This window comes from Rhizobium sp. AAP43 (assembly GCF_001296045.1).
Lineage (GTDB): Bacteria > Pseudomonadota > Alphaproteobacteria > Rhizobiales > Rhizobiaceae > Allorhizobium.
This window is the reverse complement of record NZ_LJHS01000002.1, coordinates 18,335-41,752: the sequence shown is the minus strand read 5'-3', so window position 1 is coordinate 41,752 and position 23,418 is coordinate 18,335. Positions and strand designations below refer to the sequence as shown.

At 61.6% G+C, this 23,418-nt stretch carries 23 protein-coding genes, 1 tRNA gene, 1 riboswitch and 1 other annotated feature; of the genes, 10 read left to right on the top strand and 14 right to left on the bottom strand.

Annotation, left to right across the window (positions count from 1 at the left end; genetic code table 11):
- Window positions 1-64: 64 nt before the first annotated feature.
- From IP76_RS00290 to IP76_RS00280, 3 genes are all read left to right on the top strand, one after another.
- A complete protein-coding gene (locus IP76_RS00290; RefSeq protein ID WP_054156180.1) occupies window positions 65-1,054 on the top strand; it encodes an Hsp33 family molecular chaperone in 990 nt (329 codons plus the stop codon).
- A gap of 191 nt (window positions 1,055-1,245) precedes the next feature.
- Window positions 1,246-3,261, top strand: coding sequence for a bifunctional diguanylate cyclase/phosphodiesterase (locus IP76_RS00285; protein ID WP_197278287.1), 2,016 nt, complete (start codon window positions 1,246-1,248; stop codon window positions 3,259-3,261).
- A 14-nt stretch (window positions 3,262-3,275) separates the two neighbouring features.
- Window positions 3,276-3,331: a sequence feature (sul1 is cis-regulatory element that is thought to sense ions involved in sulfur or methionine metabolism; They are found in Alphaproteobacteria), on the top strand.
- A 66-nt stretch (window positions 3,332-3,397) separates the two neighbouring features.
- On the top strand, window positions 3,398-4,867 hold the full coding sequence (locus tag IP76_RS00280; RefSeq protein WP_054156178.1) for a SulP family inorganic anion transporter: 1,470 nt from the start codon (window positions 3,398-3,400) through the stop codon (window positions 4,865-4,867).
- Between the two features lie 86 nt (window positions 4,868-4,953).
- Here the strand turns inward: IP76_RS00280 and IP76_RS00275 are convergent, their stop codons facing one another.
- The 3 genes from IP76_RS00275 to IP76_RS00265 form a co-directional block, all read right to left on the bottom strand.
- Entirely contained in the window at window positions 4,954-5,892 is a 939-nt protein-coding gene (locus tag IP76_RS00275) for an MYG1 family protein (RefSeq protein WP_054156416.1), read from the bottom strand.
- Window positions 5,893-5,973: 81 nt separating this feature from the next.
- Window positions 5,974-6,366, bottom strand: a complete 393-nt coding sequence (gene apaG, locus IP76_RS00270) for a Co2+/Mg2+ efflux protein ApaG (protein ID WP_054156177.1) — start codon at window positions 6,364-6,366, stop codon at window positions 5,974-5,976.
- 192 nt (window positions 6,367-6,558) lie between these two features.
- The gene (locus IP76_RS00265) at window positions 6,559-7,737 is read right to left on the bottom strand and encodes an O-succinylhomoserine sulfhydrylase (RefSeq protein WP_054156176.1); all 1,179 of its coding nucleotides are present in this window, start codon (window positions 7,735-7,737) and stop codon (window positions 6,559-6,561) included.
- 45 nt (window positions 7,738-7,782) lie between these two features.
- Window positions 7,783-7,861, bottom strand: a riboswitch (SAM riboswitch).
- 73 nt (window positions 7,862-7,934) lie between these two features.
- Here IP76_RS00265 and IP76_RS00260 point away from each other — a divergent pair.
- Complete coding sequence (locus tag IP76_RS00260) at window positions 7,935-9,032, top strand: 2'-deoxycytidine 5'-triphosphate deaminase (RefSeq protein ID WP_054156175.1); 1,098 nt, start codon at window positions 7,935-7,937, stop codon at window positions 9,030-9,032.
- Window positions 9,033-9,118: 86 nt separating this feature from the next.
- Window positions 9,119-9,192 (top strand) — tRNA-Gly (locus tag IP76_RS00255).
- A gap of 69 nt (window positions 9,193-9,261) precedes the next feature.
- Here IP76_RS00255 and IP76_RS00250 read toward each other — a convergent pair.
- Together IP76_RS00250 and IP76_RS00245 are read right to left on the bottom strand one after the other, a co-directional pair.
- Window positions 9,262-10,143 carry a hypothetical protein gene (locus IP76_RS00250; protein WP_054156174.1) on the bottom strand — a complete coding sequence of 294 codons (882 nt, stop codon included), beginning with the start codon at window positions 10,141-10,143 and terminating at the stop codon, window positions 9,262-9,264.
- 33 nt (window positions 10,144-10,176) lie between these two features.
- Window positions 10,177-10,731, bottom strand: coding sequence for an NADPH-dependent FMN reductase (locus IP76_RS00245; RefSeq protein ID WP_054156173.1), 555 nt, complete (start codon window positions 10,729-10,731; stop codon window positions 10,177-10,179).
- Window positions 10,732-10,786: 55 nt separating this feature from the next.
- Here IP76_RS00245 and IP76_RS00240 point away from each other — a divergent pair, with 55 nt between their 5' ends.
- Window positions 10,787-12,331, top strand: coding sequence for a VOC family protein (locus tag IP76_RS00240; protein WP_054156172.1), 1,545 nt, complete (start codon window positions 10,787-10,789; stop codon window positions 12,329-12,331).
- On the opposite strand, the gene IP76_RS00235 is transcribed toward IP76_RS00240, so the two are convergent.
- Entirely contained in the window at window positions 12,280-14,274 is a 1,995-nt protein-coding gene (locus IP76_RS00235) for a glycosyltransferase family 2 protein (protein WP_082352354.1), read from the bottom strand. The two genes, IP76_RS00240 and IP76_RS00235, sit on opposite strands and share 52 nt — an antisense overlap.
- Window positions 14,275-14,494: 220 nt before the next feature.
- On the opposite strand from IP76_RS00235, the gene IP76_RS00230 reads away from it, so the two are divergent.
- The gene (locus IP76_RS00230) at window positions 14,495-15,265 is read left to right on the top strand and encodes a transporter substrate-binding domain-containing protein (RefSeq protein ID WP_245281347.1); all 771 of its coding nucleotides are present in this window, start codon (window positions 14,495-14,497) and stop codon (window positions 15,263-15,265) included.
- A gap of 57 nt (window positions 15,266-15,322) precedes the next feature.
- On the opposite strand, the gene IP76_RS00225 is transcribed toward IP76_RS00230, so the two are convergent.
- The 5 genes from IP76_RS00225 to IP76_RS00205 all read right to left on the bottom strand — a co-directional run bounded on the left by IP76_RS00225 (window position 15,323) and on the right by IP76_RS00205 (window position 18,595).
- Window positions 15,323-15,736, bottom strand: coding sequence for a tellurite resistance TerB family protein (locus tag IP76_RS00225; RefSeq protein ID WP_054156170.1), 414 nt, complete (start codon window positions 15,734-15,736; stop codon window positions 15,323-15,325).
- A 100-nt stretch (window positions 15,737-15,836) separates the two neighbouring features.
- Window positions 15,837-16,607: a thermonuclease family protein gene (locus IP76_RS00220; protein ID WP_054156169.1), complete on the bottom strand. Its 771-nt coding sequence runs from the start codon at window positions 16,605-16,607 to the stop codon at window positions 15,837-15,839.
- A gap of 12 nt (window positions 16,608-16,619) precedes the next feature.
- Window positions 16,620-17,288: a helix-turn-helix transcriptional regulator gene (locus IP76_RS00215; RefSeq protein WP_054156168.1), complete on the bottom strand. Its 669-nt coding sequence runs from the start codon at window positions 17,286-17,288 to the stop codon at window positions 16,620-16,622.
- Between the two features lie 116 nt (window positions 17,289-17,404).
- Complete coding sequence (locus IP76_RS00210; protein WP_054156167.1) at window positions 17,405-18,052, bottom strand: response regulator transcription factor; 648 nt, start codon at window positions 18,050-18,052, stop codon at window positions 17,405-17,407.
- 123 nt (window positions 18,053-18,175) lie between these two features.
- Window positions 18,176-18,595, bottom strand: coding sequence for a hypothetical protein (locus IP76_RS00205; RefSeq protein ID WP_197278286.1), 420 nt, complete (start codon window positions 18,593-18,595; stop codon window positions 18,176-18,178).
- Between the two features lie 102 nt (window positions 18,596-18,697).
- Here IP76_RS00205 and IP76_RS00200 point away from each other — a divergent pair, with 102 nt between their 5' ends.
- Window positions 18,698-19,054, top strand: a complete 357-nt coding sequence (locus tag IP76_RS00200) for a DUF952 domain-containing protein (RefSeq protein ID WP_054156166.1) — start codon at window positions 18,698-18,700, stop codon at window positions 19,052-19,054.
- On the top strand, window positions 19,054-20,142 hold the full coding sequence (locus IP76_RS00195; protein WP_054156165.1) for a quinone-dependent dihydroorotate dehydrogenase: 1,089 nt from the start codon (window positions 19,054-19,056) through the stop codon (window positions 20,140-20,142). Before IP76_RS00200 ends, IP76_RS00195 begins: the two co-directional genes overlap by 1 nt.
- On the opposite strand, the gene IP76_RS00190 is transcribed toward IP76_RS00195, so the two are convergent.
- The 3 genes from IP76_RS00190 to IP76_RS00180 are packed head-to-tail and all read right to left on the bottom strand — an operon-like array spanning window position 20,118 to window position 22,285.
- On the bottom strand, window positions 20,118-21,482 hold the full coding sequence (locus tag IP76_RS00190) for an MATE family efflux transporter (protein ID WP_054156164.1): 1,365 nt from the start codon (window positions 21,480-21,482) through the stop codon (window positions 20,118-20,120). The two genes, IP76_RS00195 and IP76_RS00190, sit on opposite strands and share 25 nt — an antisense overlap.
- 36 nt (window positions 21,483-21,518) lie before the next feature.
- Window positions 21,519-22,016 carry a CAP domain-containing protein gene (locus IP76_RS00185; protein ID WP_054156163.1) on the bottom strand — a complete coding sequence of 166 codons (498 nt, stop codon included), beginning with the start codon at window positions 22,014-22,016 and terminating at the stop codon, window positions 21,519-21,521.
- A 2-nt stretch (window positions 22,017-22,018) separates the two neighbouring features.
- A complete protein-coding gene (locus IP76_RS00180) occupies window positions 22,019-22,285 on the bottom strand; it encodes a DUF6460 domain-containing protein (RefSeq protein ID WP_054156162.1) in 267 nt (88 codons plus the stop codon).
- Between the two features lie 153 nt (window positions 22,286-22,438).
- Here IP76_RS00180 and IP76_RS00175 point away from each other — a divergent pair, with 153 nt between their 5' ends.
- On the top strand, window positions 22,439-23,377 hold the full coding sequence (locus IP76_RS00175; RefSeq protein WP_054156161.1) for a methyltransferase domain-containing protein: 939 nt from the start codon (window positions 22,439-22,441) through the stop codon (window positions 23,375-23,377).
- The last annotated feature ends 41 nt before the right edge of the window (window positions 23,378-23,418 follow it).

The window sequence follows — 23,418 nt, the reverse complement described above, 5'->3', positions numbered from 1 at the left end:
GTGCGCTTTCTGATCGGGCCGCTCTGGCCCTGCATGTGGCGCCGCTTGCGCCGGGAGTACATTCATGTCGACGAGACAAGCAGAACTCGGCGAATTCGGTTTCGCCGGCGATGACCGCGTGGTCCCCTTTCAGGTCGAGGGCCTCGACGTGCGAGGCCGTGCCGTTCAGCTCGGCCCACTGATCAACAGCATCCTCGACCGTCATGCCTATCCGCAACCAGTCGCTCGACTGCTGGCCGAGACGATCGTACTGACTGTCCTGATCGGAACTTCACTGAAGTTCGAGGGCAAGTTCATCGTCCAGACCAAGGGCAATGGCCCGGTCGACCTGCTGGTTGCCGATTTCACGACGCCGGAAAACATCCGCGCCTATGCCCGCTTCGACGAGCAGGCCGTCGCAGACGCCGTCGCCTCGGGGCGCGCGTCGCCGGAAGAGTTGTTGGGCGAAGGCTTCCTTGCCTTCACCATCGATCAGGGCACCTTCATGCAACCCTATCAGGGTATCGTTCCGTTGGATGGCACCTCGCTCGAAGACATTGCAGGCGTGTATTTCCGCCAGTCGGAGCAGATCCCAACCCGCGTGCGCTTGGGCGCTGCCGAACTCTTCGACCGAGATGCGGATGGCAAGCCGCGGCGAACCTGGCGGGCAGGGGGGCTGATTGCCCAGTTTTTGCCTGAGGCACCGGACCGCATGCGACAGCCTGATCTGCACGGCGGTGACGGCGACAATCGCGACCACGATCTCCATGGTGACGACGCCTGGCAGGAAGCGCGCATGCTGGTCGATACGATCGATGCCGACGAACTCACCGACCCGCAGATCGGGATTGAGCGGCTTTTGTTCCGCCTCTTTCACGAGCGGGGCGTGCGCGCCTACGAACCACAGCCTGTCTACGATCGTTGCAGTTGCTCGCGCGATCGTTTGAAAAGCGTACTCTCGGGTTTTTCGGCCGAGGAAATCGAAGCAAGTACGGAAAATGGGCAGGTTACCGTCAGCTGCGAGTTCTGCTCGACGAACTACCATTTCGAGCCATCGGAGCTCACGCCGGCCTGATGGGCTGTGGCGATATCGGTGATGGGCGGCTTTTGCCGGCCTTCACCTGCTCCAGTGCTCAGTCGACCTGAGCACCCATATGATGTTTTTTTGCGCATTGGGGGGTAGTCTCGCTGGCGCGCCTATCGCGGTATTCATCTATTCTAAATAAGGGTTTCATAGGTTGCTGACCACGCGCCTTGGGGACCTGAATGCAGAATACCACGACAGATCGTGTCCGGGCCGATGCCTCAGGGGCCTCCGACGATCGGGGTGCAGAGGGGAGCCTCTGGACGGCAATTTCCCCGATCAAAGCGTTGAAGCGGCAATACGGCATCTGGACGAGTGCTACGCGCCGCCGAGCGATGGCCGAAGCCTATCGCCCGATCATGCGCGGTTTCCTCTTGCCGGGATGGGCCTATTATCTCTTTGTCACCTGGGGGCACTGGCGGGACGAAACGGGCTTCAATTTCTACTTTCTTGGCGGTCTCAGCCTGACCACTGCCATCGCCTACGCGGTGTTTCGTTGGGCGCTGCTGCCCGTAGGTCGCACGCCGCTCCGTCGTCTGGAAGCGGTGGGCCTTGCCACCAATCTGCTGATGTATGTGAATGTTGTCGCCTACATGCAGACGCATTCCGAGCCACAGAAACTGATCTATTTCGTCTTGATGGCCGTCGTATTTTCCACCACTGGCGTCACGCTGAGGGCAACTTTGCTCAGCGTCACCCTCTCCATCGGCACCATGTTCTGGTTTGCCAGCAAAGCCCCGCCAGAGGTTCTCCATCAGTTCGCCTTCATCGGTGTTGCTTCGTCCTTCGCCTCCTTCGGCATGGCGACTTTGCTGCGCAAGGCGATCCTGCGCCAGATCGATGCGCGCCTGCTGGCCGACCAGCTTGCCGCCCGGGACAGTCTGACGGGCATCGCCAATCGCCGCTCGATCTTTGCCAATATCGATAGGCTGGTCCAGGAGCAGAGGCCTTTCTGGGTCGGCATCCTCGATCTGGATGGCTTCAAGTCGATCAACGACATCTATGGCCATGCCGTGGGCGATCAGGTTCTCTGTGAAGTGGTGGAGCGCCTCGGGCGCCGGGAAATGCAGGGTATCGAGATTGGCCGCATTGGCGGGGATGAATTCGCCATCCTGATCCAGGGTGAAGCCGAATCGACCCAGATCGAGGCCTATGGAAACGCCCTGATCAAAGACATCTGTCGCTCCTATGACATGCATCCACTCCGCCTGAACCTCAGCGGAACCATCGGCTTCGCGCATTTCCCGGCCATGGGCAAGACGGCCCGCGAAATCTACGAAAAGGCGGATTTTGCACTCTATCGCGGCAAGCAGTTTGCAAGGCGGCAAACCACGGTCTTCAACGCCAGCCAGGATGAGGAGATGCGCGAGACGCTCGCGCTTGAGCGGGCGCTGCGCGAGGCAAAGCTGGAAGATGAACTCTACCTGCTGTTCCAGCCGCAAGTCGATCTGAACAGCAACAGGGTGGTTAGTTTCGAGGCGTTGGCGCGCTGGCAGAGCCCGGCTCTCGGCCTGGTCCCGCCGGATCGCTTCATTCGTGCTGCTGAACGCGCCGGTCTCATCCAGAGTGTCACGCGTGTCCTGTTCGGCAAGGCGCTGAACGCGCTGGACCTCTGGCCAGCGGATATCAGTATATCCTTCAATCTGTCCGCCCAGGACCTGGCTGAGTGCCAGTTTATCATGTCACTTGTATCGGAGGTCCGCGATCGCGGCGTTGATCCCGCCCGCGTGGAATTCGAAATCACGGAAACAGCCGTGATCAAGGATGTTGGCGCATCCCGCAGCGTGTTGCAGGAACTTTCCGCTGCGGGCTTCAAGATCGCCCTCGACGATTTTGGCTCCGGCTATTCCAGCTTCGAATATCTCGACCAACTGCCGCTCAACAAGGTGAAGATCGACAAGAGTTTTGTCCGCAAGGTTTCCGATAACCCCACCTGCCGGGAAATCGTCGCGGCCATTATCGCCTTGTGCGATAAGCTCGATCTCAAATGCGTTCTCGAAGGCGTCGAGACGGATGAGCAGATGCAGACACTGGCACCATTGAAGCCGCAGATGATTCAGGGCTATCTGTTCGGCAGGCCGATCAGTCAACGCGATGTGCTGGCGCTGCTTCTGGAATTGGATGAGGTGCAAACAGTTAGCCTGCCTGCCCCAAACGTTGTGCCTCCTATGCTTGCCATGGAAACCCGCCCGCGTTAGAACGCCTTCATCCACAAGGACCCGGTGCAATTCCGGGTGGCTCTTCTGGCCGCCAATCCGCCAGACAACCTCAGCAACGCAACCGTCCCCCGACCGATCCCCTGGATCGGCCCGTTGTCCAATTCTGTGGTTTTTCATGACACGTTTCATAGCCTACCGCCGCGAGTGGTCCGCCAATCCCGTGCGCGAAATGCTCGCGGGTGCCGTCGCCACCTTCGCACTTATCCCCGAAGTCATCGCCTTTTCCTTCGTCGCCGGCGTCGATCCGCAAGTCGGCCTGTTCGCCTCCTTCGTCATCGGCATCGTGATTGCCTTTACCGGTGGACGCCCGGCGATGATCTCGGCTGCTGCCGGTTCTGTGGCCTTGGTCGTGGCCCCGCTGGTGGCCGCCCATGGCCTGTCCTACCTGCTTGCTGCCGGCTTGTTGGCCGGCCTTTTCCAGATCCTCTTCGGTGTCCTCCGTCTCGGCGTCTTGATGCGCTTCGTGTCAAAGTCTGTGCGCACCGGCTTCGTGAATGCGCTGGCAATTCTGATCTTTGCCGCGCAGGTGCCGCATATTGTCCACGGAGGCTGGTTGAACTACGCCATGCTCGCAGCAGGCCTCGCGATCATTTATCTGGTGCCGCGTCTGACAACGGTTGTGCCTTCGCCACTCGTCTGCATTCTCGTGCTGACCGTGGGTGCCACCGTCCTGAAACTGCCGGTCATGACGGTCGCCGATCTCGGCAGGCTGCCGGATTCCCTGCCGGTCTTCGCATGGCCATCGGTGCCGTTGACGCTGGAGACCCTGTCGATCATTGCAGGCCCAGCGCTCGCCATCGCCATGGTAGGCCTCCTGGAATCGATGATGACCGCGAGCGTCGTGGATGATCTGACCGACACGCCAAGCCCGAAGAACATGGAATGCACCGGGCTTGGCATCGCCAATGTCGCGGCCAGCCTGTTCGGCGGTATTGCCGGTTGCGGCATGATTGGCCAGACGGTCAGCAACGTCAAATACGGTGGCAGCAGCCGCCTCTCCACCCTGTTCGCCGGCGTGCTTCTCCTGGTCTTGATGGTGGTTCTGAAGCCATGGGTTTCGCAAGTGCCGGTGGCAGCGCTGGTCGCCATCATGATCATGGTCTCGATCGACACTTTCGACTGGTCGTCGCTCCGCAGCCTCATCGTCCATCCGAAGATGTCGAGCGCCGTGATGGTCGCAACCGTCATCGTCACGGTGTTCACTGCGAACCTCGCCCTCGGCGTTGCCGTCGGCGTCCTGCTGAGCGGTGTCTTTTTCGCCTTCAAGGTCTCGGCACTGCTCCGCGTCGAGGCCGATACTGACGAGGCGAGGGGGCGCCTCACCTACCGTGTGTCCGGGCAGATCTTCTTCGCCTCGGCCGATCTCTTCATCGATGCCTTCGACTATCAGGATGCTGTCGGCAAGCACGCCGTCATCGATCTCACCCATGCGCATTTCTGGGACATTACGGCAGTGGCAGCACTGGACCGCGTGCTTCAGCGCTTCAAGGCGCATGGCGTTCCCGTCGACGTGCTGGGTCTCAACAAAGCCAGTTCCACCCTTATCGGCAGTCTCGATTCGAGCGGCCGCCTGAGGGAAGTCTGAACGGTCGCAAGCCCCTCAAGCAAAAGCCGCCGCACCTCTTAAGGATGCGGCGGCTTTCGTCGTTGTGAATCTCGGCTGATCCAATGTCAGACGGCGGTATTTGTATCCTTCAGTGCCTCTTCGACCGCAAGGTCGGCCATGGCGAGGATGGCTTCGCGTGTCCGGGCCGCCGCAATGAAGCGGCCATTGTGACAGAAGCTGGCGCCTTCGACACCGCAGGCGGCTTCCAACTCGCCATTGCTCAAGCCCGCCCAGGCGGCCGGCAGGTTGGCCCGAAGCTCGAAGCCTTCGTCAGCCCGGCGGATGCCGGTGACGCACCAGTCCTTGTCGCGGGGATGCACGACGAAGAGCAGATGTGACGCACCCGTCTTCACGATCGCCGGGCGAAATGGCATGCCCATCGGTAGTTCGAGAACGCGGCTCGTGCCCGTGGCTGCAATCGCATCGATGACAAGTGCCTCGGCGCGAAGCTTGGCTGCACGCTGGGAGATCCCGGCTTCGACCAAGGCACGCGCAATCGCAAGGGCAGCGTGAAAGCCGCGATCGTCGGCGCCTGGCTCATTGTCATCAAACACCGGCTTCAGGGTCTCGAGCAGGCTCGGCAGTGTCAGTCCGGCCAGTGGGCCGGCGCTGGCGGGGCTGAGCGCCCCGTTGTCCATCAGGTCCACGGGCAGCACGAACTTCGCATCGAAGCCTGCATGCACCGCCTCGATATCGGAGGAGGGAACACCGGATGCGGCAAGATAGTCACGGCCGTAATGCTTCCACACCAGCCCGAACGAGCTGTAGGGCTGGCCGTCTTCGCGCAGCGGCGCGCCGCGCTGGTGGTGGTCGAAGATCTGCGCGGATGCGTCATAGGCTCCGCCGACATCATAGATGATGCGATCGCTGGCAGGCGTGATCCACTCCGGTGCCCGGCTGCGCACGATGCGCGCCTCCGGGTAAAGGCGTGTCAGGATGACGCTGGACAGCAGTTCATCGGCATGAAAGCCACCATTGTGGGTGACGAGATAATCTGGACTCATGCCGGAATGCACCTTTGTTGACGTGTCGCTTGTCGATGGGTCCAGATAGCCTTGGCAGCGTCCGAACTCAACCCGCATCCGTCAGTTCAGCGTGCGCACCATGCCGGGGCTGTCGAGCGAGAAGGCGGGAATGTCGACGTCGAAAGCCTCGCCATCGTCGGTTTCCATGCGATAGGTGCCGTACATCATGCCAGAGGGCGTATCGAGCGGACAGCCCGAGGAATACTCATAGCTGTCACCAGGCTGGAGTTGCGGCTGTTCTCCAACCACCCCAGGGCCGCTGACTTCGTCCACCTGACCATTCTGGTCGGTGATATGCCAATAGCGATGGGTCAGGCGAACGGTCTGGCGCGAATGATTGGCAATCACGATCCGGTAGCCCCAGACATAGCGGCTGTCATCGGGGTCTGATTGTTCTTCGAGATAAAACGGTTCGACCAGAACCTCGATGTCTCTTGTCAATGCGCGATACATGGCCGCATCCTGCGAAAAAGGCCTGTGATCATCACAAGATGTGTCTTTGTCGGATGGCGGCAAGGCCGGCCCTCGTATTTCATCATACTGCCATGGGATAACGACGCGACAGCTCCCGTCAAGGGCATATGATCGGCCGCGCTTCGAGGCGCGACCGGCTTTTTTTGGTTTCTGGCGCTCATTCGGCGCTGATCACAACCCTTTGATTGCCGCAGCCAGGTCGTCGAGCAGGTCCTGCGTGTCTTCGATTCCGCAGGAGAGGCGAACCGTGCCGCCGGAAATACCAAGCTCTGCCCGCGCCTCGTCGGTGAGGTTCTTGTGCGTGGTGGTCGCCGGATGGGTGATCAGGCTCTTCGCATCGCCGAGATTGTTGGAGATCTTGATGATCTCCAGCGCGTTCTGCAGCTTGAAGGCAGCCTCCTTGCCGCCCTTGAGCTCGAAGCAGACGAGCGTCGAGCCGCCAGTCATCTGCTTTGCGATAATGTCGGCCTGCGGATGGTCCTTACGGCCGGGATAGATCACGCGGGCCACAGGGCTCTGTTCGGCAAGGAAGTCTGCAACCGCCGCTGCCGTTTGCGTCTGCTGCTTCACGCGCAAGGGCAGGGTCTCCATGCCCTTCAGCAGCGTCCAGGCATTGAACGGCGACATGGCAGGGCCGGTGTGACGGAAATAGTCGTGCAGGTTCTCGTTGATCCATTCCTTCGACGAGAGCACGACGCCGCCAAGGCAGCGGCCCTGGCCGTCGATATGCTTCGTCGCGGAATAGACAACGACATGCGCGCCAAGTTCCAGCGGCTTCTGGAAGAGCGGCGTGGCAAACACGTTGTCGACGATGAGCTTCGCCCCGATCTGGTCGGCAAGCTTGGCGACGCCTGCGATGTCGATAACCTCCAGCGTCGGGTTTGTCGGGCTTTCGAGGAACATCACCTTGGTGTTCGGCCGGATCGCGTCTTCCCAGTTCTTCAGGTCGCGCCCGTCAACAAGGGTGCATTCCACGCCGTAGCGCGGCGCCAGCGTCTCGACGACGTAGCGGCAGGAGCCGAACAGGGCGCGGGCAGCAACGATATGATCGCCGGCCTTCACTTGGCACAGAACGGCCGCCGCAACGGCCGCCATGCCGGATGCCATGGCGCGGCTGTCTTCAGCACCTTCGAGCAGGCACATGCGCTTTTCGAACATGTCATTGGTCGGGCTGCCGTAGCGGGCGTAGATATAGCCGTCATTCTCGCCCTTGAAGCGGGCTTCGGCCGCTTCCGAGGTTTCATAGACGAAACCCTGGGTCAGGAAGATCGCTTCGGAGGTCTCGCCATAGGGAGAGCGCAGCGTGCCACCATGAACGAGTTTCGTTGCCGGGCGCCAGTTCTTGCTCATGCGGGTGCCTTTCAAACACAAAAAAACCGGTCGCGAATACGGACCGGTTTTGTGAACCCGGTCTATTTAGCCACTTGTTTAACGTGGCTGCAAGCCGACCGGCCAAATCACCACGGGATAAGGCTGCCTTACGCCTTCGCAGGCCTTGCGTCAATTGGTGGGCTTTGGTTTTGTCGGCCCAAACAGGATTGAGAAAAATGACCATCAAGTCCGGGATTTTGTCCGACCGCGCCATCGGTGCCTTGTTCGGCCAGGGGCAGCTGAAAAGCGAGGCCATGCTGGACCAGGATCAGATCCAGCCGGCCAGTCTCGATCTGCGCCTCGGCGGTAAGGCCATCCGGGTCCGGGCAAGCTTCATGCCGGGCCGCAACAGCACCGTCGCCGAGAAGCTCGACAAGCTGACATTGCACGAGATCGATCTCGAAAATGGTGCGGTGCTGGAAACCGGCTGCGTCTACATCGTGCCCTTGATGGAAAGCCTCGACCTGCCGGCTGAAATCTCGGCTTCCGCCAATCCGAAGAGCTCGACGGGCCGTCTCGATATCTTCACCCGCGTCATGGTCGATTACGCCCAGGAATTCGACAAGGTGCCGGCCGGCTACAAGGGCCAGCTCTACCTCGAAATCTCCCCGCGCACCTTCCCGATCATCGTGCGTCGCGGCTCGCGCCTGTCGCAGATCCGTTTCCGCGTCGGCCATGCGTTGCTCGGCGAGGCCGAACTCTTCGACCTGCACAAGGCTGAAACCCTGGTCGCCAGCGACATGCCCAATGTCTCGGGCGGTGGCATTGCGCTCTCGATCGATCTGAAGGGCTCAGGGCCTCAAGGCCTGATCGGCTATCGCGGCAAGCACCACACGTCCGTCATCGATGTGGACAGGAAGGACGCCCATGATGTGCTCGATTTCTGGGAGCCTCTCTACAGCCGTGGCGCTGACGAGCTGATCCTCGATCCCGACGAATTCTACATTCTGGTGTCGAACGAAGCGGTGCATGTGCCCCCGCTCTATGCCGCCGAAATGACGCCCTATGACCCGCTGGTCGGCGAATTCCGCGTCCACTATGCCGGCTTCTTCGACCCCGGCTTCGGCCATGCCCCTGCCGGCGGCTCCGGCAGCCGCGCCGTGCTGGAAGTCCGAAGCCACGAGGTGCCCTTCATCCTCGAACACGGCCAGGTCATCGGCCGCCTCGTCTATGAGCACATGCAGGAACGCCCCGAAGGCCTTTACGGCACAGGCCTTGGCTCCAACTATCAGGCGCAAGGCCTGAAACTGTCCAAGCATTTCCGCCTGCCTTAAAGATAGGTATGGGGCCACGAGCATCCCGCTTTCGGCCGCCTGCCGCTTGACAGGCCGGCCGAACTGTTGGATTCCTCATCCACGTCGCGGGTGTAGCTCAATGGTAGAGCAGCAGCTTCCCAAGCTGAATACGAGGGTTCGATTCCCTTCACCCGCTCCAAAAATCTTCTTGGTCCACGGTTCTTAACTTGCGACCAACGGATCATTCCAAAAAAGAAGTGATTCTCAGCTATTCCTCTTTTCCGGTGAACGGTTGCGATCGTTTCGTGACATCTGGGGGTAGCACTATAACGCGATATGCCATCGGTGTCTTCGGGTCCCGCCTGTTCGGTCCTATGTGCTGGATTCCAAATCCTTGCGGCAGGTAGAAAATCAGCCCGAAAACAATCAATGTTTCCGCTAGTGTCAGAATAGCCTCGTGGGCAGCAACCATGTCTCCCACCAAGTCGTATCTCTGCTCTGGAGCGTGTTCGTAGTAAAAATAGGGAGGCGTTATTCCTTGTTGCTCCACGGACCAATTTTTAACGCGAATTGTGCCTGCAAGCTTGCCCGGTTGTTCCAACGCATTACGCACGGATACAATATGCTTGATGTTCTGCTGATTTCTATTGATCAGCTCTCGAACCGTTGAGTACCCTGGATGATTAGATTCCATTCGGCGAAGATGTTTGCATATTTCAGGTTCTTTGTTTTCTTTGAAAGAAAGCCAACTAGAAGCTTCTTCAAAACGCTTTCCATACAGCACCCTCATCGGAATACCGCCCAGATCACGAACGACATTTTTGAGATTGTAGTAATAACCTTCAAACAATATCTGCAGAGATGGTACGTAGGGGATCTCGATCCCTCTCTCGTGTCCTCTGTTTCCGCCAGACTGAATCGCATTTGTCTGTGCCGTCACGCGTGTGCTTAGGTCGAGCGCAGCGTTTTGTGCGCTTGCCAGCCTATGTGAGATCTCGTGGACGGAGAGAATTAGTTGTTCTTTAGCATCAGGCTTTAAGCTGCAGATCTTGGTCAGTTCGAGTGTTTGAAGAGTAAGACGGGCGACATTCTCATTACTGGCCCCATAGTCGGAAATTTGCTGGAAAACAAAGCTTCTATTGGTCTCCATGCGATACCCTCCTCCCAAACGGCTGCACCAAGTTCACCTCTCTTCGGCAAACTTCGCAAATGCTGCCAGCAAATCGCCCAGCCGCTTGGCTGTGGCCTCGTCGTTAAGCTTGCCCTGGGCGTCAAACAGCGTATGCGCCTTTGACACCATCAGCCGCTTTTCCGAAAATGTCCGGCAGCCCAACGTATGCAATACGGGAAGCCAGGCATTCTGGCTGAGCAGCGTGCCAAAATTGCCAGGCGACGCGCCGACGAGCGCGAAGGGCTTGCCGCCAAATACTTTCGCGATATCGGAAGAGGGGCGCGACAGCCAGTCGATGGTATTCTTGAAGGCGCCGGGAATGCCATTGTTGTATTCCGGCGTAAACAGGATCACGCCGTCCGCGGCCTGGATTTTGTCCTTCAAAGCCGTCACGGCATCCGGAATGCCTTCGGCCGCTTCAAGGTCGCCATCATAGAGCGGAATGCCCTGAATGCCCGCCGCCTCGATCGTATAGCCCTCGGCCGGCAGTTGCGTGGCGGCATGCAGCAATGCGGTATTGAGCGAGCCCTTGCGCAGGCTGCCGGAGATCCCGAGCAGTGTCACCATGGTCTGGTCCTTTCGATGATTTGATGTATGGGAAGGGTAGGACAGGGAGAGAGCGATGACCAGCGGCCTTCACCACATCACGGCAATCACCCGGAAGATCCAGGCCAATGTCGACTTCTATTGTGGTTTTCTCGGCCTGCGTCTGGTCAAGCGCACCGGGGGCTTCGAGGATGCGGCACAACTCCATCTCTTCTATGGCGATGCAGCGGCCAGCCCCGGATCACTCGTCACCTTTCTCGCCTGGGAAGATGGTTCTCCCGGCCGTGTCGGCCACGGAGCACCGAGCGAAATCGCCTTTGCCATCGCCCCGGCCGCGATCGGATTCTGGCTGACGCGGGCCTTGCAGTTCGGCGTCGCCGCAACGGGGCCCAGCCTCGAATTCGGCGAACCGGTCCTGCGCCTGACCGATCCCGACGGCATCATCGTCAAGCTGGTCGGCACCGAAGCCGTGGCCGCCGGCGCCGTCTGGCCCATGCGCGGCATCGAGGCCGATGACGCTATCCGGGCGCTTCACGGCGCAACGCTTCTCTCGGAAAAGCCCGAGGAAACCTCGGCCTTCCTAGGTCAGTATTCCGGCTTCGTCATGGCCGCGCAGGAAGGTACCATTCGCCGGATGACCTCCGCCAGCGGTCAGATCCTCGACATACGGGATGCGACGGGTTTCTGGCCGGCAGCACCGGGCACCGGGGCCATCGATCATGTCGCCCTGCGGATGGCTGATCGAGACGCCGTCGACAGGGCCGCTGAAGTTCTGTCGGGCGCCGACGCCAATGCGGTCAATGTTCATGATCGCAAGTATTTCTACTCCCTCTATGTCCGCGAACCGGCCGGCTGCCTGATCGAACTCGCCTCCGATGATCCGGGTTTCGGAGTGGATGAAGCGCCTGGTGATCTCGGCACGACCCTGTTCATCCCCGAGCATTTTCATCTGCGCCCGGAGGATATCGTGCCCATGCTGCCGCAATTCGGGCTGCCGGGTGAACCGCGCACCATCTACCGCGACCTTCCCTTCGTCCATCGCATCCATGAGCCGGAGCGCCCCGACGGATCGGGCCTTGTTCTCCTGCATGGCACGGGCGGCAACGAGGCGAGCCTCTTGCCGCTTGGGCGCAAGATCGCGCCACAGGCCACGCTTCTCGGCCTGCGCGGTCGTGCGACGGAGGAAGGCGTTGCCCGCTTCTTCCGCCGGTTCGGCCCGCTCTCCTTCGACCAGCAGGATATCCGCGCCGAGGCGGAGGCCTTATCGGCCTTCATCAAGGATATGGGCCCGGCCTATGGTCTCTCGAAGGCGCGTACCGCCTTTGTCGGATATTCGAACGGCGCCAATCTGCTTGCCGCCACGATGCTCCTCCATCCTGGCCTCATCTCCACCGCCATCCTCATCCGCCCCATGCCGGTGCTCGACGCACTGCCGGACGTGGATCTGTCCGCCGCCCGCATTCTCGTGGCGGCCGGCGACCGTGACCCATATCTGCCGCAGGCACAGGATCTGGCGAAGCAACTGCGTGAGTGCGGGGCCGATGTCACGTTCACCGCGCTTGACGCCGATCACACGCTCTCGCCTGACGACGTGACCGCCGCGCAATCCTTCCTCGGCTGAGCAAGGCCGGCTGTTGTCGTGGCCGCGCGGCTCGGGCTGTGCGGTGTCTTGTTCCAGTAGAAGGGCTTGAAGCGCAGCTCGATCGCCGCCTTCCAGGCAGCCAGAGATACGCCCATCCAGTAGACGGGGATGAGAATCCAGCGGTGTCCGAGTGATTTCCTCTCGGTACCGCTCATCGGGAGGGCCCCGAGGACGAAAAAGATCGCATAGCTGCCAAGAATGTTGATCAGGTCGATGGCAAGCAGCACGGTGGTCATGAGATTGGTTTGGGCGATCGGCACCTCCCGCAGAGATGTCACGGCCACCGCGATGAACAGGATCAGCGCGGGATGCGTGAGCGCCGCAACCAGCATGCCGCCGACGAGCAGTTGAAAGACGAGAAACGCGCCAAGCCCCATCTCCTGCGCTGTTCTGGCCGGGCTTCGCATCAGCACCAGCCAGGTCTGTAGCCAGCCTTTGTACCAGCGCGTCCGTTGCCCGAGCCAGACCTTGAAGTGTGTCGGGGCGTCTTCCAGTGTCGGCGATGTGATGGTCGAGGCCCGGTAGCCTGCCCGGTAAAGCCGCATGCCGAGATCCGCATCCTCGGTCACGTTGTAAGGGTCCCAGCCGCCGCTCTTCACCAGCGCCTGCGTCTTGAAGTGGTTCGAAGTGCCGCCCAGCGGCATCGGCAGCCGGTGATGGCCGAGCGCCGGCAAAAGCTTGCGGAAGAGGGCGGAATATTCGAGCGCGAAGATCGCGCTGATCCAGCTCTCGCCACCATTGGCAATGGCGAGCGGCGCCTGCAGGCAGGCAAGGTCCGGCGGTCCGAGACGGAAGGTGTGATAGGCTTCGCGCAGCTGCTGTGGATCTGGCCGGTCCTCCGCGTCGTAGATCGTGAGGAATTCTCCGCGCGCGCCGGCAAGCGCATAGGTCAGCGCCTTGGGCTTGGTGCGCGGCAGTGAAGAGGGCACCGCCACCACCTCAAACTGCGGACCCGTACGTGCGGCCTGAAGGGCCGCCAGTGTTTCCTGGTCATCGGCTTCGCAGACGATCTTGATGTCGAGCAGGCTCTTTGGCCAGTCAAGCGCGGAAAGGGCGGTCAGCAGCTGTGGCACGACCGCCGCCTCCCGGTAGATCGCAACCATGACCGTATAGACGGGTAACGGGCCATCTGGGCTTTGGAATTCTGGTGCCGCCACATGCCCTTCCGATGTGCCGCCCTGCCTGCGGCGTGCCTTCTCTTGCTGGCAGCTGTGCTGGATCACCATCATCCGCAAGGCAAGGGCGGCCAGATGGAAAAGCGACATGACGATATGCAGGACAAGAAGCGCTGCCATCGGCGAGATCGAAGCGACGACAATCAGGACGGAAGCAAGCAGGCCGGCGAGAAAGCCCTGTTCGCCGGTGACCACAAGCCGCGCTGACTGGCTGCGTGCGCTTTCGAAAAGCCCTCCAACAGCTTCGCGGGATCGTCGGCGCGCGCCTGCGGCCCACACGGCGCTCCGGACAGCGGACGGTGTTGCCACCACAACGGAACCCGCCATGTCGCCGCCGCGCGACAAGCGTCGTGCCAGAGCGTCTGCTGTCCGGATCTCTGGCACCACGACCATGACCGGCGGCCTGTCCGGATAATGCAGCCGGAGGAGGCGAGGTTGCTTGAGTTGGCTGTCGAGGCCGGAAAGGTCGGTGACCAGATCTGCGGGAATGACATCCAGGAAGGTGAACCCGAACATCCGCGCCAGGCCGGCATAATAGGCATCTTCCTGCACAGCGCCACTGGCCAGAAGTTCCTGTTCGATTGTTGTGCGATGTTTAGCGGCCCTGTCTGCCATGCGGGCAATCAGCGGCTTGGCGATTCCGAGCCGATGCAGCAGGCGTGCCTCTGCCTTCAGTTCTCCAATGCCGTTAAACGGCGGACCGGCGTTCCCGGCCGCAGGGTGCCGGTCTCCTTTGGCGCGCAACATTCCTGTCGGTCGGCATGGCAACGCCGCCCGCGGGTCGTATTCCCTCGTCCAGACCAAACTGCTACACGTCATCGCAAAAGATGACGTCCCCTAGCTTTCCCGGTAGTAAGTGTTAACGATGCGCGCAAAAGTTTCATCCCTAGAATTGCCGGGGCTCTTGCAGTTGCTGGCCCGTCTGATCTTGGCCCTGCCTCTGATGGTGGGTCCCGCGGTTGCGCAGATGACCGAACTGCCGATCCTGTTTGACGCGCGCGAGCGGCTCGCCCGACCCGATGTCAATGACATCCTGCGGCTCCGTTTCCTGACGACGGCCGATTTCCCGCCCTTCAATTTCACCGATCAGACCGGGCGTCTCGCCGGTTTCCACGTCGATCTCGCCCGGGCGCTCTGCGCCGAACTCGGCATGGAGAACCGCTGCCAGATCCAGGCTCTGCCCTATGACCAGCTGGCGACCGCTTTGGAAGGTGGACAGGGCGAGGCGGTGCTGGCAGGCGTGGCGGTCACGTCCGAATTGCGTGAGCGCTTTCGGTTTACCCGGCCCTATCTGCTGCTGCCGGCGCGCTTCCTCACCAACAAGCAGGCATCACTGGCGCGCACCGATGCGCGCGCCCTGTATGGCAAGCCTGTGGGCGTGATCAAGGGAACGGCGCATGAGGCCATGCTGCGGGCCTTCTTCCCCGATGTGAAAGCGCAAGGTTTTGACACCCGCGATGCCATGCTCGAGGCGTTGAAGGTCAAGACGGTCGATGCTGTCTTCGCCGATGCCCTGCAACTGTCCTTCTGGATGACAAGCCCCGCATCGGCCGGTTGCTGCGACCTGTTCGACGGCCCCTATCTGTCGGAGCAGTTCCTCGGCGAGGGGATGACCATCATGGTGGGTGGGCAGGATGCGCGCTTGTCGGCGGCGCTCGAAAGCGCGCTTGCAGCCGTCTCGCGTGACGGCCGCCTGGAAGAGATCTACCTGCGCTATTTCCCGACCGGGATTTACTGATCCCATCTGCCGGGCGGACAGGGCGAAAGGCCGGTGTTCTGACCTCGAGAGAAGCCGTCAAAGAGTGCGATAACGGGCCGTTGCACTGCGCTCAAGTGCGGCGCAGGTGAGCGGGTCGAGGCGAAACCGGTCGCGAAGCAACTTCAGAAGGCGGAACTCCTCCGGCCGGATTGACAGGTCGACGGCAACGATCTCGACCGCCAGGGCATAGGCCGTGTCGCGCAAATGGTCGGGCAACGCATCCTTGATCGTTTCGAGGGCGATCTCCAATCCCTCTGGGCCGCTCAAAATGCTGGCGCAACGCTGCGAAACCGGGATCAGCTGCTCCTTGTCGAAAGCATCGAAGACCGGCAGGATGTCGATCAACTGGCCGATCCGCACCAGCTCCTTTTCAGCCATGGCGCTATCGACGGCTGAGGCCATTACCATGACGAAAATCAGCGCTTCTTCCGGGGAGACATGGTTGCTCATGGCGTCGATCGGTTCCTTGTTGTTGTGTCCGAAGAGTAGGGAGCGGTTTGCGCTGTTTCAAGCTCTGCCAGCCACGGCACTTCGTGGTCTCGGGCCTTGTTCAGGGGGCGACAGCGGCGAAAAGTCCGCGCGCTTCGCTGCGGGCCTGCTCGGTAAGAGCGGTGAGCCCGGAGCCTGCCTCCGCCTCGGCCCAGCCCTGTTTGGCAAGCCATGCGGACACATCCTGCGCGCCGACCCAGCAACGTGAGCGGATTTCCCCCTGCCAGCCGTTGCCGAGCGTTTCGCAGGCGACCGAGCGGTTGCGGATGAAAAGACGCTGCTGCGTCCGTGCCATGGCCCCGCATGGCCATGTGCCACCGCTGGCATCCGGACAGGTGCGCTCGGGATCGGTCGCCTTGATATCGGCAAGCCGGACCCGCTGCTCTGCGCCAAAGCCGAGTATGCCGGCTTGCAGGCTGTTCGGTCGATGAAGCAGTGTCACGCGGGCACTCTCCGCCGTCTTCTCTTCGCTCAGCGGCTGGCGTGCCTCGATGCGTTCGAGATTGCCGGCGGGGGCGAAGGCAGGATAGGCGAAGACGTCAGGCTCGATCGGCCGAACCGTACCCTGCGCTCTTTCGCTTCCGGCATCCGGCGTGCCCGCAGGTGCCATGGCGGTGGCGGTTTGCGCAACATCTACTGCGCCCTCTGTCTCTACCGTCGGCGCTGCAGCACCGGTCTCTGGCAGATCAAGGTCATCCAGGTCGGGAACTTCAAGGTCCTGTATGTCGTAATCCGGTGGCGCGTCGGAGAGCCAATGGCCGGCATTGGCAACCAGATAGGCCCAGACGAACAGTCCGCCGATGCCGGCAATCGTGATGAGGGTACGACGCATAGGTGCGTTTTCCTATTGGCTGGCCCAGATGATGCGTGCCACCCATTCCACATCCGCCATGTCGATGACACGCGTCGGATGTTCTGGATTGAGTGATTGCAATTCCACTGCGCGCGCCGTCTGTCGGGCGAGGATCTTGGCCATGACCTCGCCCTCCCGCGTCTTGACCACCACGCGGTCTCCACGCCGGACCTGCGCGCCCGGTTCGACGATCAGGGTGTCGCCGTCACGATAGAGCGGCTTCATGCTCTCGCCCTGCACCTCAAGCGCATAGACGCCACCCGCAGACCCTGGGGCTGCCGGAAACTCGACCATGTCCCAGCCTTGCCCCGCCGGAAAGCCGCTATCGTCGAAAAAGCCGCCGGCGCCCGCCTGGGCCATGCCAAGCAGGGGGATCGAGCTCACCTTGGGCGGAAAGGAGCCTGGAGGCAGGCTCTGGGCGCTGCCGCCATTGGGCGAAATAAAACCCATGAACTGGTCCAGGCTGGCGCCTGTTGCCTCCAGCACCTTGGAAATCGATTCGGTGGAAGGCCAGCGCATGCGGCCGTCGGCCGCAATCCGCTTGGATTTGTTGAAGGAGGTGGGATCGAGCCCGGCACGACGCGCAAGCCCTGACGGCGTCAGGGAATGTCGTTCGGCGAGCCTGTCGATCGCGGCCCATATGCTGTCGTGCGAAAGCATGATTGCGCCTCACCCAGCGCCGGCAATGTCGGATGATCCTGTCCGGCAGTCTCTAAAGACCATAGAGCAGCCGCACGCGCTCGTAAAGCAAAAAGGAATAAAATCCTTAAGTGCCGTCAGGCAACCATCGCCATGTTGATCTTGCCGAGCTGGATCACGGCCTGGGTCCGGCTGTCGACCTTCAGCTTGAGAAGGATCGCCGAGACATGCGCCTTGATCGTTGCCTCGGACACGCCGAGTTCGTAAGCGATCTGCTTGTTCAGCAGTCCTTCACCAAGCATGCCGAGAACGCGGCTCTGCTGCGGTGTCAGGGTCCGCAGCCGGCTGATCAGATTTGCCACATCCGGGTCGCTCTCCTGCCCATCCTGGTAACCGGGCGGCGTGCAGATGTCGCCTGCCATCACCCGCTCGATCGAGGCGCGGATCTCTTCAATGCCGGCCGATTTCGAGATGAAGCCGGAAGCGCCGAGTTCAAGCGCACGGCGGATCGTAACCGCGTCGTCTGTCGCGGAAACAATCACCAGCGGCAGGCTGGCGAATTCGGCACGCAGCGCCATCAGTCCGGAAAAGCCGGAGACACCGGGCATGGCAAGATCGAGTAGCATCAGATCGGCATCGGCATGTGCTGCGGCGGCCTCTCGGGCTGCCTCGAAGTCGCCGGCCTCAATGATGGTCTGGTCTCCGTCGATGCCGGTTACGGCCTGGCGCAGCGCGCCGCGGAAAAGCGGATGGTCGTCGGCGATGATGAAGGTTGATGCGGTCATGTCAAAGCCCCCTCCCAAGAGCGATGTCATCGGCGCGCAGATGGCGCGGTCACTGTCTTTTAGCGCTTGCTGTGCCTCTAGACAATGGTCGAGCCGCGAAAGCCCTGAAATCCTTGAGTTTCGTCAAGTTTGATCGGGTGCGGGTGCCTTTTCCTCATCCCGGAAGGTCTGTACGAGGCCGAAAAAGGCCCGCATGAAGCGTTCCATGATGCTGATCGAGCGGTCGATTTCCGCATCGCTCGGCAGGTTGCCGCTTGTCGAGGCTGTGCCGGAGGCGATCTGCGTCTCCAGCGCTTCCATGCGCTTTTCCAGCCGTGCGAGATCGGCGTCATAGGCCGCGCGCTCATCAGCCGCCATCCGGCAGGTCAGCGTACCCTCTGCCTCGGTGCAAAGCGTGACGGCGCCTGTCTGCCGGTCCAGACGCACGAAACCGCTTTCGGATTTCTCCAGTGTATAGCGACCGCTGTCCGTTTCCTGGGCGGAGACGACAGGAGCGGAAAGCATGACCGCGACAAGCGCGCTGACGATGTTTCGGATCGACATCGGAACCTCCTCTGGTCCAAGCCGGGCTTCATCGCCCGTGGACATTTGTGCTCGTTTGCGGCAAACCCCGACCCACCCTCATGATCTGGGAGAGACCGGACCTTGGACAAGACCATATACAAGATCGTGGCGCAGGAATTGTGGCAGGAGGCGCGGCGCCTTGGTGTTTTCAAGGGTGCGCCCATCGATCTGAAGGACGGCTACATCCATTTTTCCACCGCAGCTCAGGCGGTCGAGACGGCCCGCCTGCATTTCTCGGGTCAAGCGGGCCTCCTCCTCGTCGCCGTCGATGCGACTGTCTTTGGCGATGCGCTCAAATGGGAGCCGTCGCGCGGTGGTGATCTCTTCCCGCATCTTTATGCCGATCTGCCGCTCGACGCAGTCCATTGGGAAAAGCCGCTCGCCCTCGGCCAGGATGGCCTTCATGTCTTCCCGCCAGCTTTCGAGGAAACCCGCTGATGCTCGATCTCTTCTCCCTTGGCCGTCGCGGCCTCTTCCTTTTCGATGCCGAAACGGCGCATGGCCTGTCGATTGCCGCGTTGAAAACCGGCCTTGTCCCGGCATGCCGGACATCCGCTGATCCGCGTCTCGCCCAGACGGTGGCCGGCATCCGCTTTGCCAGTCCGCTCGGCATGGCGGCCGGTTATGACAAGAATGCGGAAGTCCCGGATGCGCTGCTGTCCCTCGGCTTCGGCTTTGCCGAAGTTGGCACCCTGACACCCAAGCCGCAGGCCGGAAATCCCAAGCCGCGCATCTTCCGGCTGGAAGGCGACCGTGCCGTCATCAACCGCCTCGGTTTTAACAATGAGGGCCACGACGCGGCACTTGCCCGGCTCTCCGGCCGCGGCAATCGGTCGGGTATCGTCGGCGTCAACATCGGCGCCAACAAGGATGCCGTGGATCGCATCGCGGATTATGTCGACGGCATCCGCCGCTTCTATCCCGTCGCCACCTATTTCACCGCCAACATCTCCTCGCCCAACACACCGGGCCTGCGCGACCTGCAGGCAAAGGAAAGCCTGGATGCACTTCTCTCAGCTGTGCTCGCCGCACGCGACGAAGAAGCGATCCGCGCGGGCAAGCGCCTGCCGGTCTTCCTGAAGATCGCGCCGGACCTGACGGAAGAAGGCATGGACGACATTGCCGAAGTTATCGGCGCGCATGATCTCGACGGCCTGATCGTCTCCAACACCACGCTGTCCCGTGATGGACTGACGGACGCGTCCGTCGCCGCTGAAGCCGGCGGCCTTTCTGGCGCGCCCCTCTTCGACCGCTCGACAGCGGTTCTGGCGCGCATGCGCAGCCGCGTCGGCAAAAGCCTGCCGATCATCGGCGTCGGTGGTGTATCCTCGGCCGAGACGGCGCTTGAAAAGATCCGCGCCGGTGCCGATCTGGTCCAGCTCTATTCCTGCATGGTCTATGAAGGCCCCGCATTGCCCGGCCGCATCGTCAGGGGTCTGTCGGCCTTGATGGATCGGGAAAAGGTCTCGAACATCCGCGAATTGCGCGACAGTCGCCTGGATCACTGGCTCTCGGCAAAGGTCTGATCGGCCTTCGCCTTGAGGCGCAGCAGGAGAAGAATGCCGCGCAGGGCCAGAAACACGTTGAGCGCGATCCACAGGCCGTGATTGCCGAGGATCGGTGTCAGTGCCGCGACCGAGGCCAGATACCCGGCAAGCGCAACAATCATCATGTTGCGCATCTCCACCGACCAGGTGGCACCGATAAAGACGCCGTCCATCTGGAAGGCGAGCGCCCCGGTAAGAGCAGTCAGCGCCGCATAGGGCAGGTAGGTTTCTGCTGCCGCCCGGACATCGCCAGCCGTGGTGATGAAGCCGATGATCGCATCGCCGAAAACCAGGAAGAAGCCGAGGCTCGCCAGTGCAAGCGCCAAGGACCAGAGCCCCGTGAGCTTCACGGCGCGCTCGAAGGCTGGGCGCTGGCGTGCGCCGACGGCCTCACCGGTTATCTGCTCGGCCGCCGTTGCCATGCCATCGAGGTAGAAGCTTGCGATCATGAAGAAGTTCATCAACACGGCATTGGCCGCCAGCGTCACGGCGCCGAAGCCGGCACCGATCCGGGTCATCACGGTAAAGGCTGTAATCAGCGAAAAAGTCCGGATCAGGATGTCCCGGTTGAGCCGGAAGAGCGCCATCATCTTGGCCTTGTCGCGGATCATCGCAAGGCGCGGCTGTGCCGCTGCCCCATAGCGCCAGGCGAGAAAGCCGAAGCCGGCCAGCATGGCAACCGTCTCACCGATCACCGTTCCCCAGGCAACCCCGGCAATACCGTAGCCGAAGGTGATGCCGAGCAGGATCGACATCACGATATTGACCCCATTCAGCAGGATCTGCAGCGACAGTCCCACCGTGCCCAGGCCGCGGCCAAGCACAAAGCCGAGCAGCGTGAAGTTGGACAGCGTCACCGGGGCGGCCAGAATGCGGATGCCGATATAGGTCGCCGCCGCTGACTGCACTTGACCGTCAGCCCCCATCAGTGCCGGCCCACCTCCCACGATGAGCGGTGAGAGAAGAAGAATGGCGAACCCGAAACCGAGCGACAGCAGGATTGATCGCCAGAACACGGCAAACAGTTCGGATGGGTCGCCGCGCCCTTGCGCCTGTGCCACGAGCGCCGTGGTCGAGGCACGCAGGAAATTGAGGCTTGCGAACATCAGATCGAAAAGCGCCGCCGCAATCGCCAGTCCCGCCAGCGCCTCTGCCGATCCGCTGCGCCCGACCACAGCCGTATCGGTCAGGCCCAGAAGCGGCGTCGTAACGAAACCCAGCGTCATTGGCACGGCGATCGCCAGCACCGTGCGGTGCGTGACGGCAATGGTCCGGAAGGCGGGGATCCGGGAGGCGGGGGGCGGCGAAGAGGTCTGCATGGGCTGCTCCGGCAAGGACCGGAGCAGAGGAATCACTCAGGCCGAAAGCACCATGGCCCAATAGGGCCGGTTGCCGGAAGCGGAATCCCAGGCGACGGCAACACCAAGCCCTTTGAAATCGCCGAGCATGTTGTCCAGGTGCCGCTTGGAATCGATCCAGGCCTGCACCGCCCGCTCGACCGTATCCTGACCGGTCGCAATATTCTCTGCTGCCGGAAGCGGCACTTCGTGCCCCTTCATCCGGGCAAGGAAGCTGTCCTTGAAGCCGATCAGATGCGACATTTCACCAGCGCGCGCCATGCGCTTGGCTTGCGCAACAGCGGCCACCTCAGCATGCGCATTGCGCGACAGCGTCGACAAGCCCTTGCCGGATCTCAGCGTGTTGACCATGGCCAGCGCCTTGGTCGTCTCCACCCGAGACTGGCCGTCGCCCGGATTGAGCACCTCGCTGGTGCGGCAACCGGCAAGCGTGGCAGTCATCACGCCAGCCGACAAAACGAGCAGCCGACGACGGTTGATCAGGGGCAGGGTCATGCTCAGTTCCGCGAGGCAAACAGGCGCAGGATAATGAAGACCGGAATGACCACGGTCGCACCAATCACGAAGTATCGGCCGATATCGCCCAGCGCATTGAAGCCGGTATGCCAGAGGTCGAGCACGAAATTTCGGATGCCATAGACGAGGTCCATCGGATCGAGCCCGAAGATCGACATCACGAAGCCGACGATCAGCGATACAACGATCAGCTTGACCAGCGTTCTGCCCGGCGTGTCGCCCAGGAACCGATTCATGCCATCCGCCATCTGTATCTCCTGTTGTCGCCGCAGATATGGGCGGCGCGCGCCATTGCTGCAAGTCGCCGAAGCAGTGTCCTGCAATAGGACTTGAGTTTTTTCCGCCGATCGGTCAAGACCGCGCGCCTTCTCCATGCTGAAAGGCCTCGAGGGAGACTGCCCATGCACCCCAACCAGTTTTCGTCCGGTGACGTCATCGCCGACCGTCGCGCCGATTATGCCCGCATGCTCGCCGAGAATGGCGAACATGAGGCGGCGGTGGAATTGATGGAGCAGGCGCTTGAAATCACGCCCGCATGGCCGGCTGGCCTCGTCAGCCTTGCCGATTATGCGGTGAAGGCCGGCACCGCTGAAAAGGCGATTGCCGCTCTGCGCCAAGTTCTGGATCTCGACCCGCAGGATCTCTTTGGCGCCCGCCTCAAGCTGGCGGTTCTCGGCGCGGAAGACACGCCGGATGCGCCACCCAGCGCCTATGTCGAGGCGCTGTTCGACGATTATGCCGACCGCTTCGACAAGGCGCTCGTCGAGCGTCTCGACTACACGGTCCCGGCCAAGCTCGCAGCCCTGATCGCAGATCACGACGAACGCCGCTTCGATCTGGCCGTCGATCTCGGTTGCGGCACAGGCCTCTTTGGCGCCGAGATCCGCCACAAGGTCACCCGGCTTGAGGGCTTTGATCTGTCGGTCAACATGCTGGCCAAGGCCGAGGAGAAGGGGCACTACGACCTTCTCGCCAAGTCCGATCTGTCGCTCGATGCTGTCCGCTCGGGCCTGTTTGATGACGGCCTGCCGACGCGCCGCGCGGACCTCGTCTCGGCCGCCGACGTGCTGATGTATCTCGGCGATCTCGGCAATGCCTTTTCGCTGGCAGCAGACCTTGCCGCACCCGGCGCCCTCTTTGTCTTTTCGGTGGAGGACGCCGGTGAGGGCGATGGATTCGTCCTGGCGCAGAGCCTGCGTTACGCCCACACCGAAGCCCATGTCCGTACCCGTCTTGCCGAAAGCGGTTTCGAGCCTCTCACCCTGGTTCGCAGCACCATTCGCATGGATGGCGGAAAACCGGTCTTCGGCATCCTGTTTCTTGCGGCGCGGACCGCCTGAGCGCAGCTTTCTTGCGATCTCATCGATAGGTCAGCTTTCCT

Bases quoted from the DNA above. Each gene is read 5' to 3' on its own strand.
- IP76_RS00290 (WP_054156180.1), top strand. From the start codon at position 65: ATGTCGACGAGACAAGCAGAACTCGGCGAATTCGGTTTCGCCGGCGAT.
- IP76_RS00285 (WP_197278287.1), top strand. From the start codon at position 1,246: ATGCAGAATACCACGACAGATCGTGTCCGGGCCGATGCCTCAGGGGCC.
- IP76_RS00280 (WP_054156178.1), top strand. From the start codon at position 3,398: ATGACACGTTTCATAGCCTACCGCCGCGAGTGGTCCGCCAATCCCGTG.
- IP76_RS00275 (WP_054156416.1), bottom strand. From the start codon at position 5,892: ATGAGTCCAGATTATCTCGTCACCCACAATGGTGGCTTTCATGCCGAT.
- apaG (WP_054156177.1), bottom strand. From the start codon at position 6,366: ATGTATCGCGCATTGACAAGAGACATCGAGGTTCTGGTCGAACCGTTT.
- IP76_RS00265 (WP_054156176.1), bottom strand. From the start codon at position 7,737: ATGAGCAAGAACTGGCGCCCGGCAACGAAACTCGTTCATGGTGGCACG.
- IP76_RS00260 (WP_054156175.1), top strand. From the start codon at position 7,935: ATGACCATCAAGTCCGGGATTTTGTCCGACCGCGCCATCGGTGCCTTG.
- IP76_RS00250 (WP_054156174.1), bottom strand. From the start codon at position 10,143: ATGGAGACCAATAGAAGCTTTGTTTTCCAGCAAATTTCCGACTATGGG.
- IP76_RS00245 (WP_054156173.1), bottom strand. From the start codon at position 10,731: ATGGTGACACTGCTCGGGATCTCCGGCAGCCTGCGCAAGGGCTCGCTC.
- IP76_RS00240 (WP_054156172.1), top strand. From the start codon at position 10,787: ATGACCAGCGGCCTTCACCACATCACGGCAATCACCCGGAAGATCCAG.
- IP76_RS00235 (WP_082352354.1), bottom strand. From the start codon at position 14,274: ATGTTGCGCGCCAAAGGAGACCGGCACCCTGCGGCCGGGAACGCCGGT.
- IP76_RS00230 (WP_245281347.1), top strand. From the start codon at position 14,495: ATGACCGAACTGCCGATCCTGTTTGACGCGCGCGAGCGGCTCGCCCGA.
- IP76_RS00225 (WP_054156170.1), bottom strand. From the start codon at position 15,736: ATGAGCAACCATGTCTCCCCGGAAGAAGCGCTGATTTTCGTCATGGTA.
- IP76_RS00220 (WP_054156169.1), bottom strand. From the start codon at position 16,607: ATGCGTCGTACCCTCATCACGATTGCCGGCATCGGCGGACTGTTCGTC.
- IP76_RS00215 (WP_054156168.1), bottom strand. From the start codon at position 17,288: ATGCTTTCGCACGACAGCATATGGGCCGCGATCGACAGGCTCGCCGAA.
- IP76_RS00210 (WP_054156167.1), bottom strand. From the start codon at position 18,052: ATGACCGCATCAACCTTCATCATCGCCGACGACCATCCGCTTTTCCGC.
- IP76_RS00205 (WP_197278286.1), bottom strand. From the start codon at position 18,595: ATGTCGATCCGAAACATCGTCAGCGCGCTTGTCGCGGTCATGCTTTCC.
- IP76_RS00195 (WP_054156165.1), top strand. From the start codon at position 19,054: ATGCTCGATCTCTTCTCCCTTGGCCGTCGCGGCCTCTTCCTTTTCGAT.
- IP76_RS00190 (WP_054156164.1), bottom strand. From the start codon at position 21,482: ATGCAGACCTCTTCGCCGCCCCCCGCCTCCCGGATCCCCGCCTTCCGG.
- IP76_RS00185 (WP_054156163.1), bottom strand. From the start codon at position 22,016: ATGACCCTGCCCCTGATCAACCGTCGTCGGCTGCTCGTTTTGTCGGCT.
- IP76_RS00180 (WP_054156162.1), bottom strand. From the start codon at position 22,285: ATGGCGGATGGCATGAATCGGTTCCTGGGCGACACGCCGGGCAGAACG.
- IP76_RS00175 (WP_054156161.1), top strand. From the start codon at position 22,439: ATGCACCCCAACCAGTTTTCGTCCGGTGACGTCATCGCCGACCGTCGC.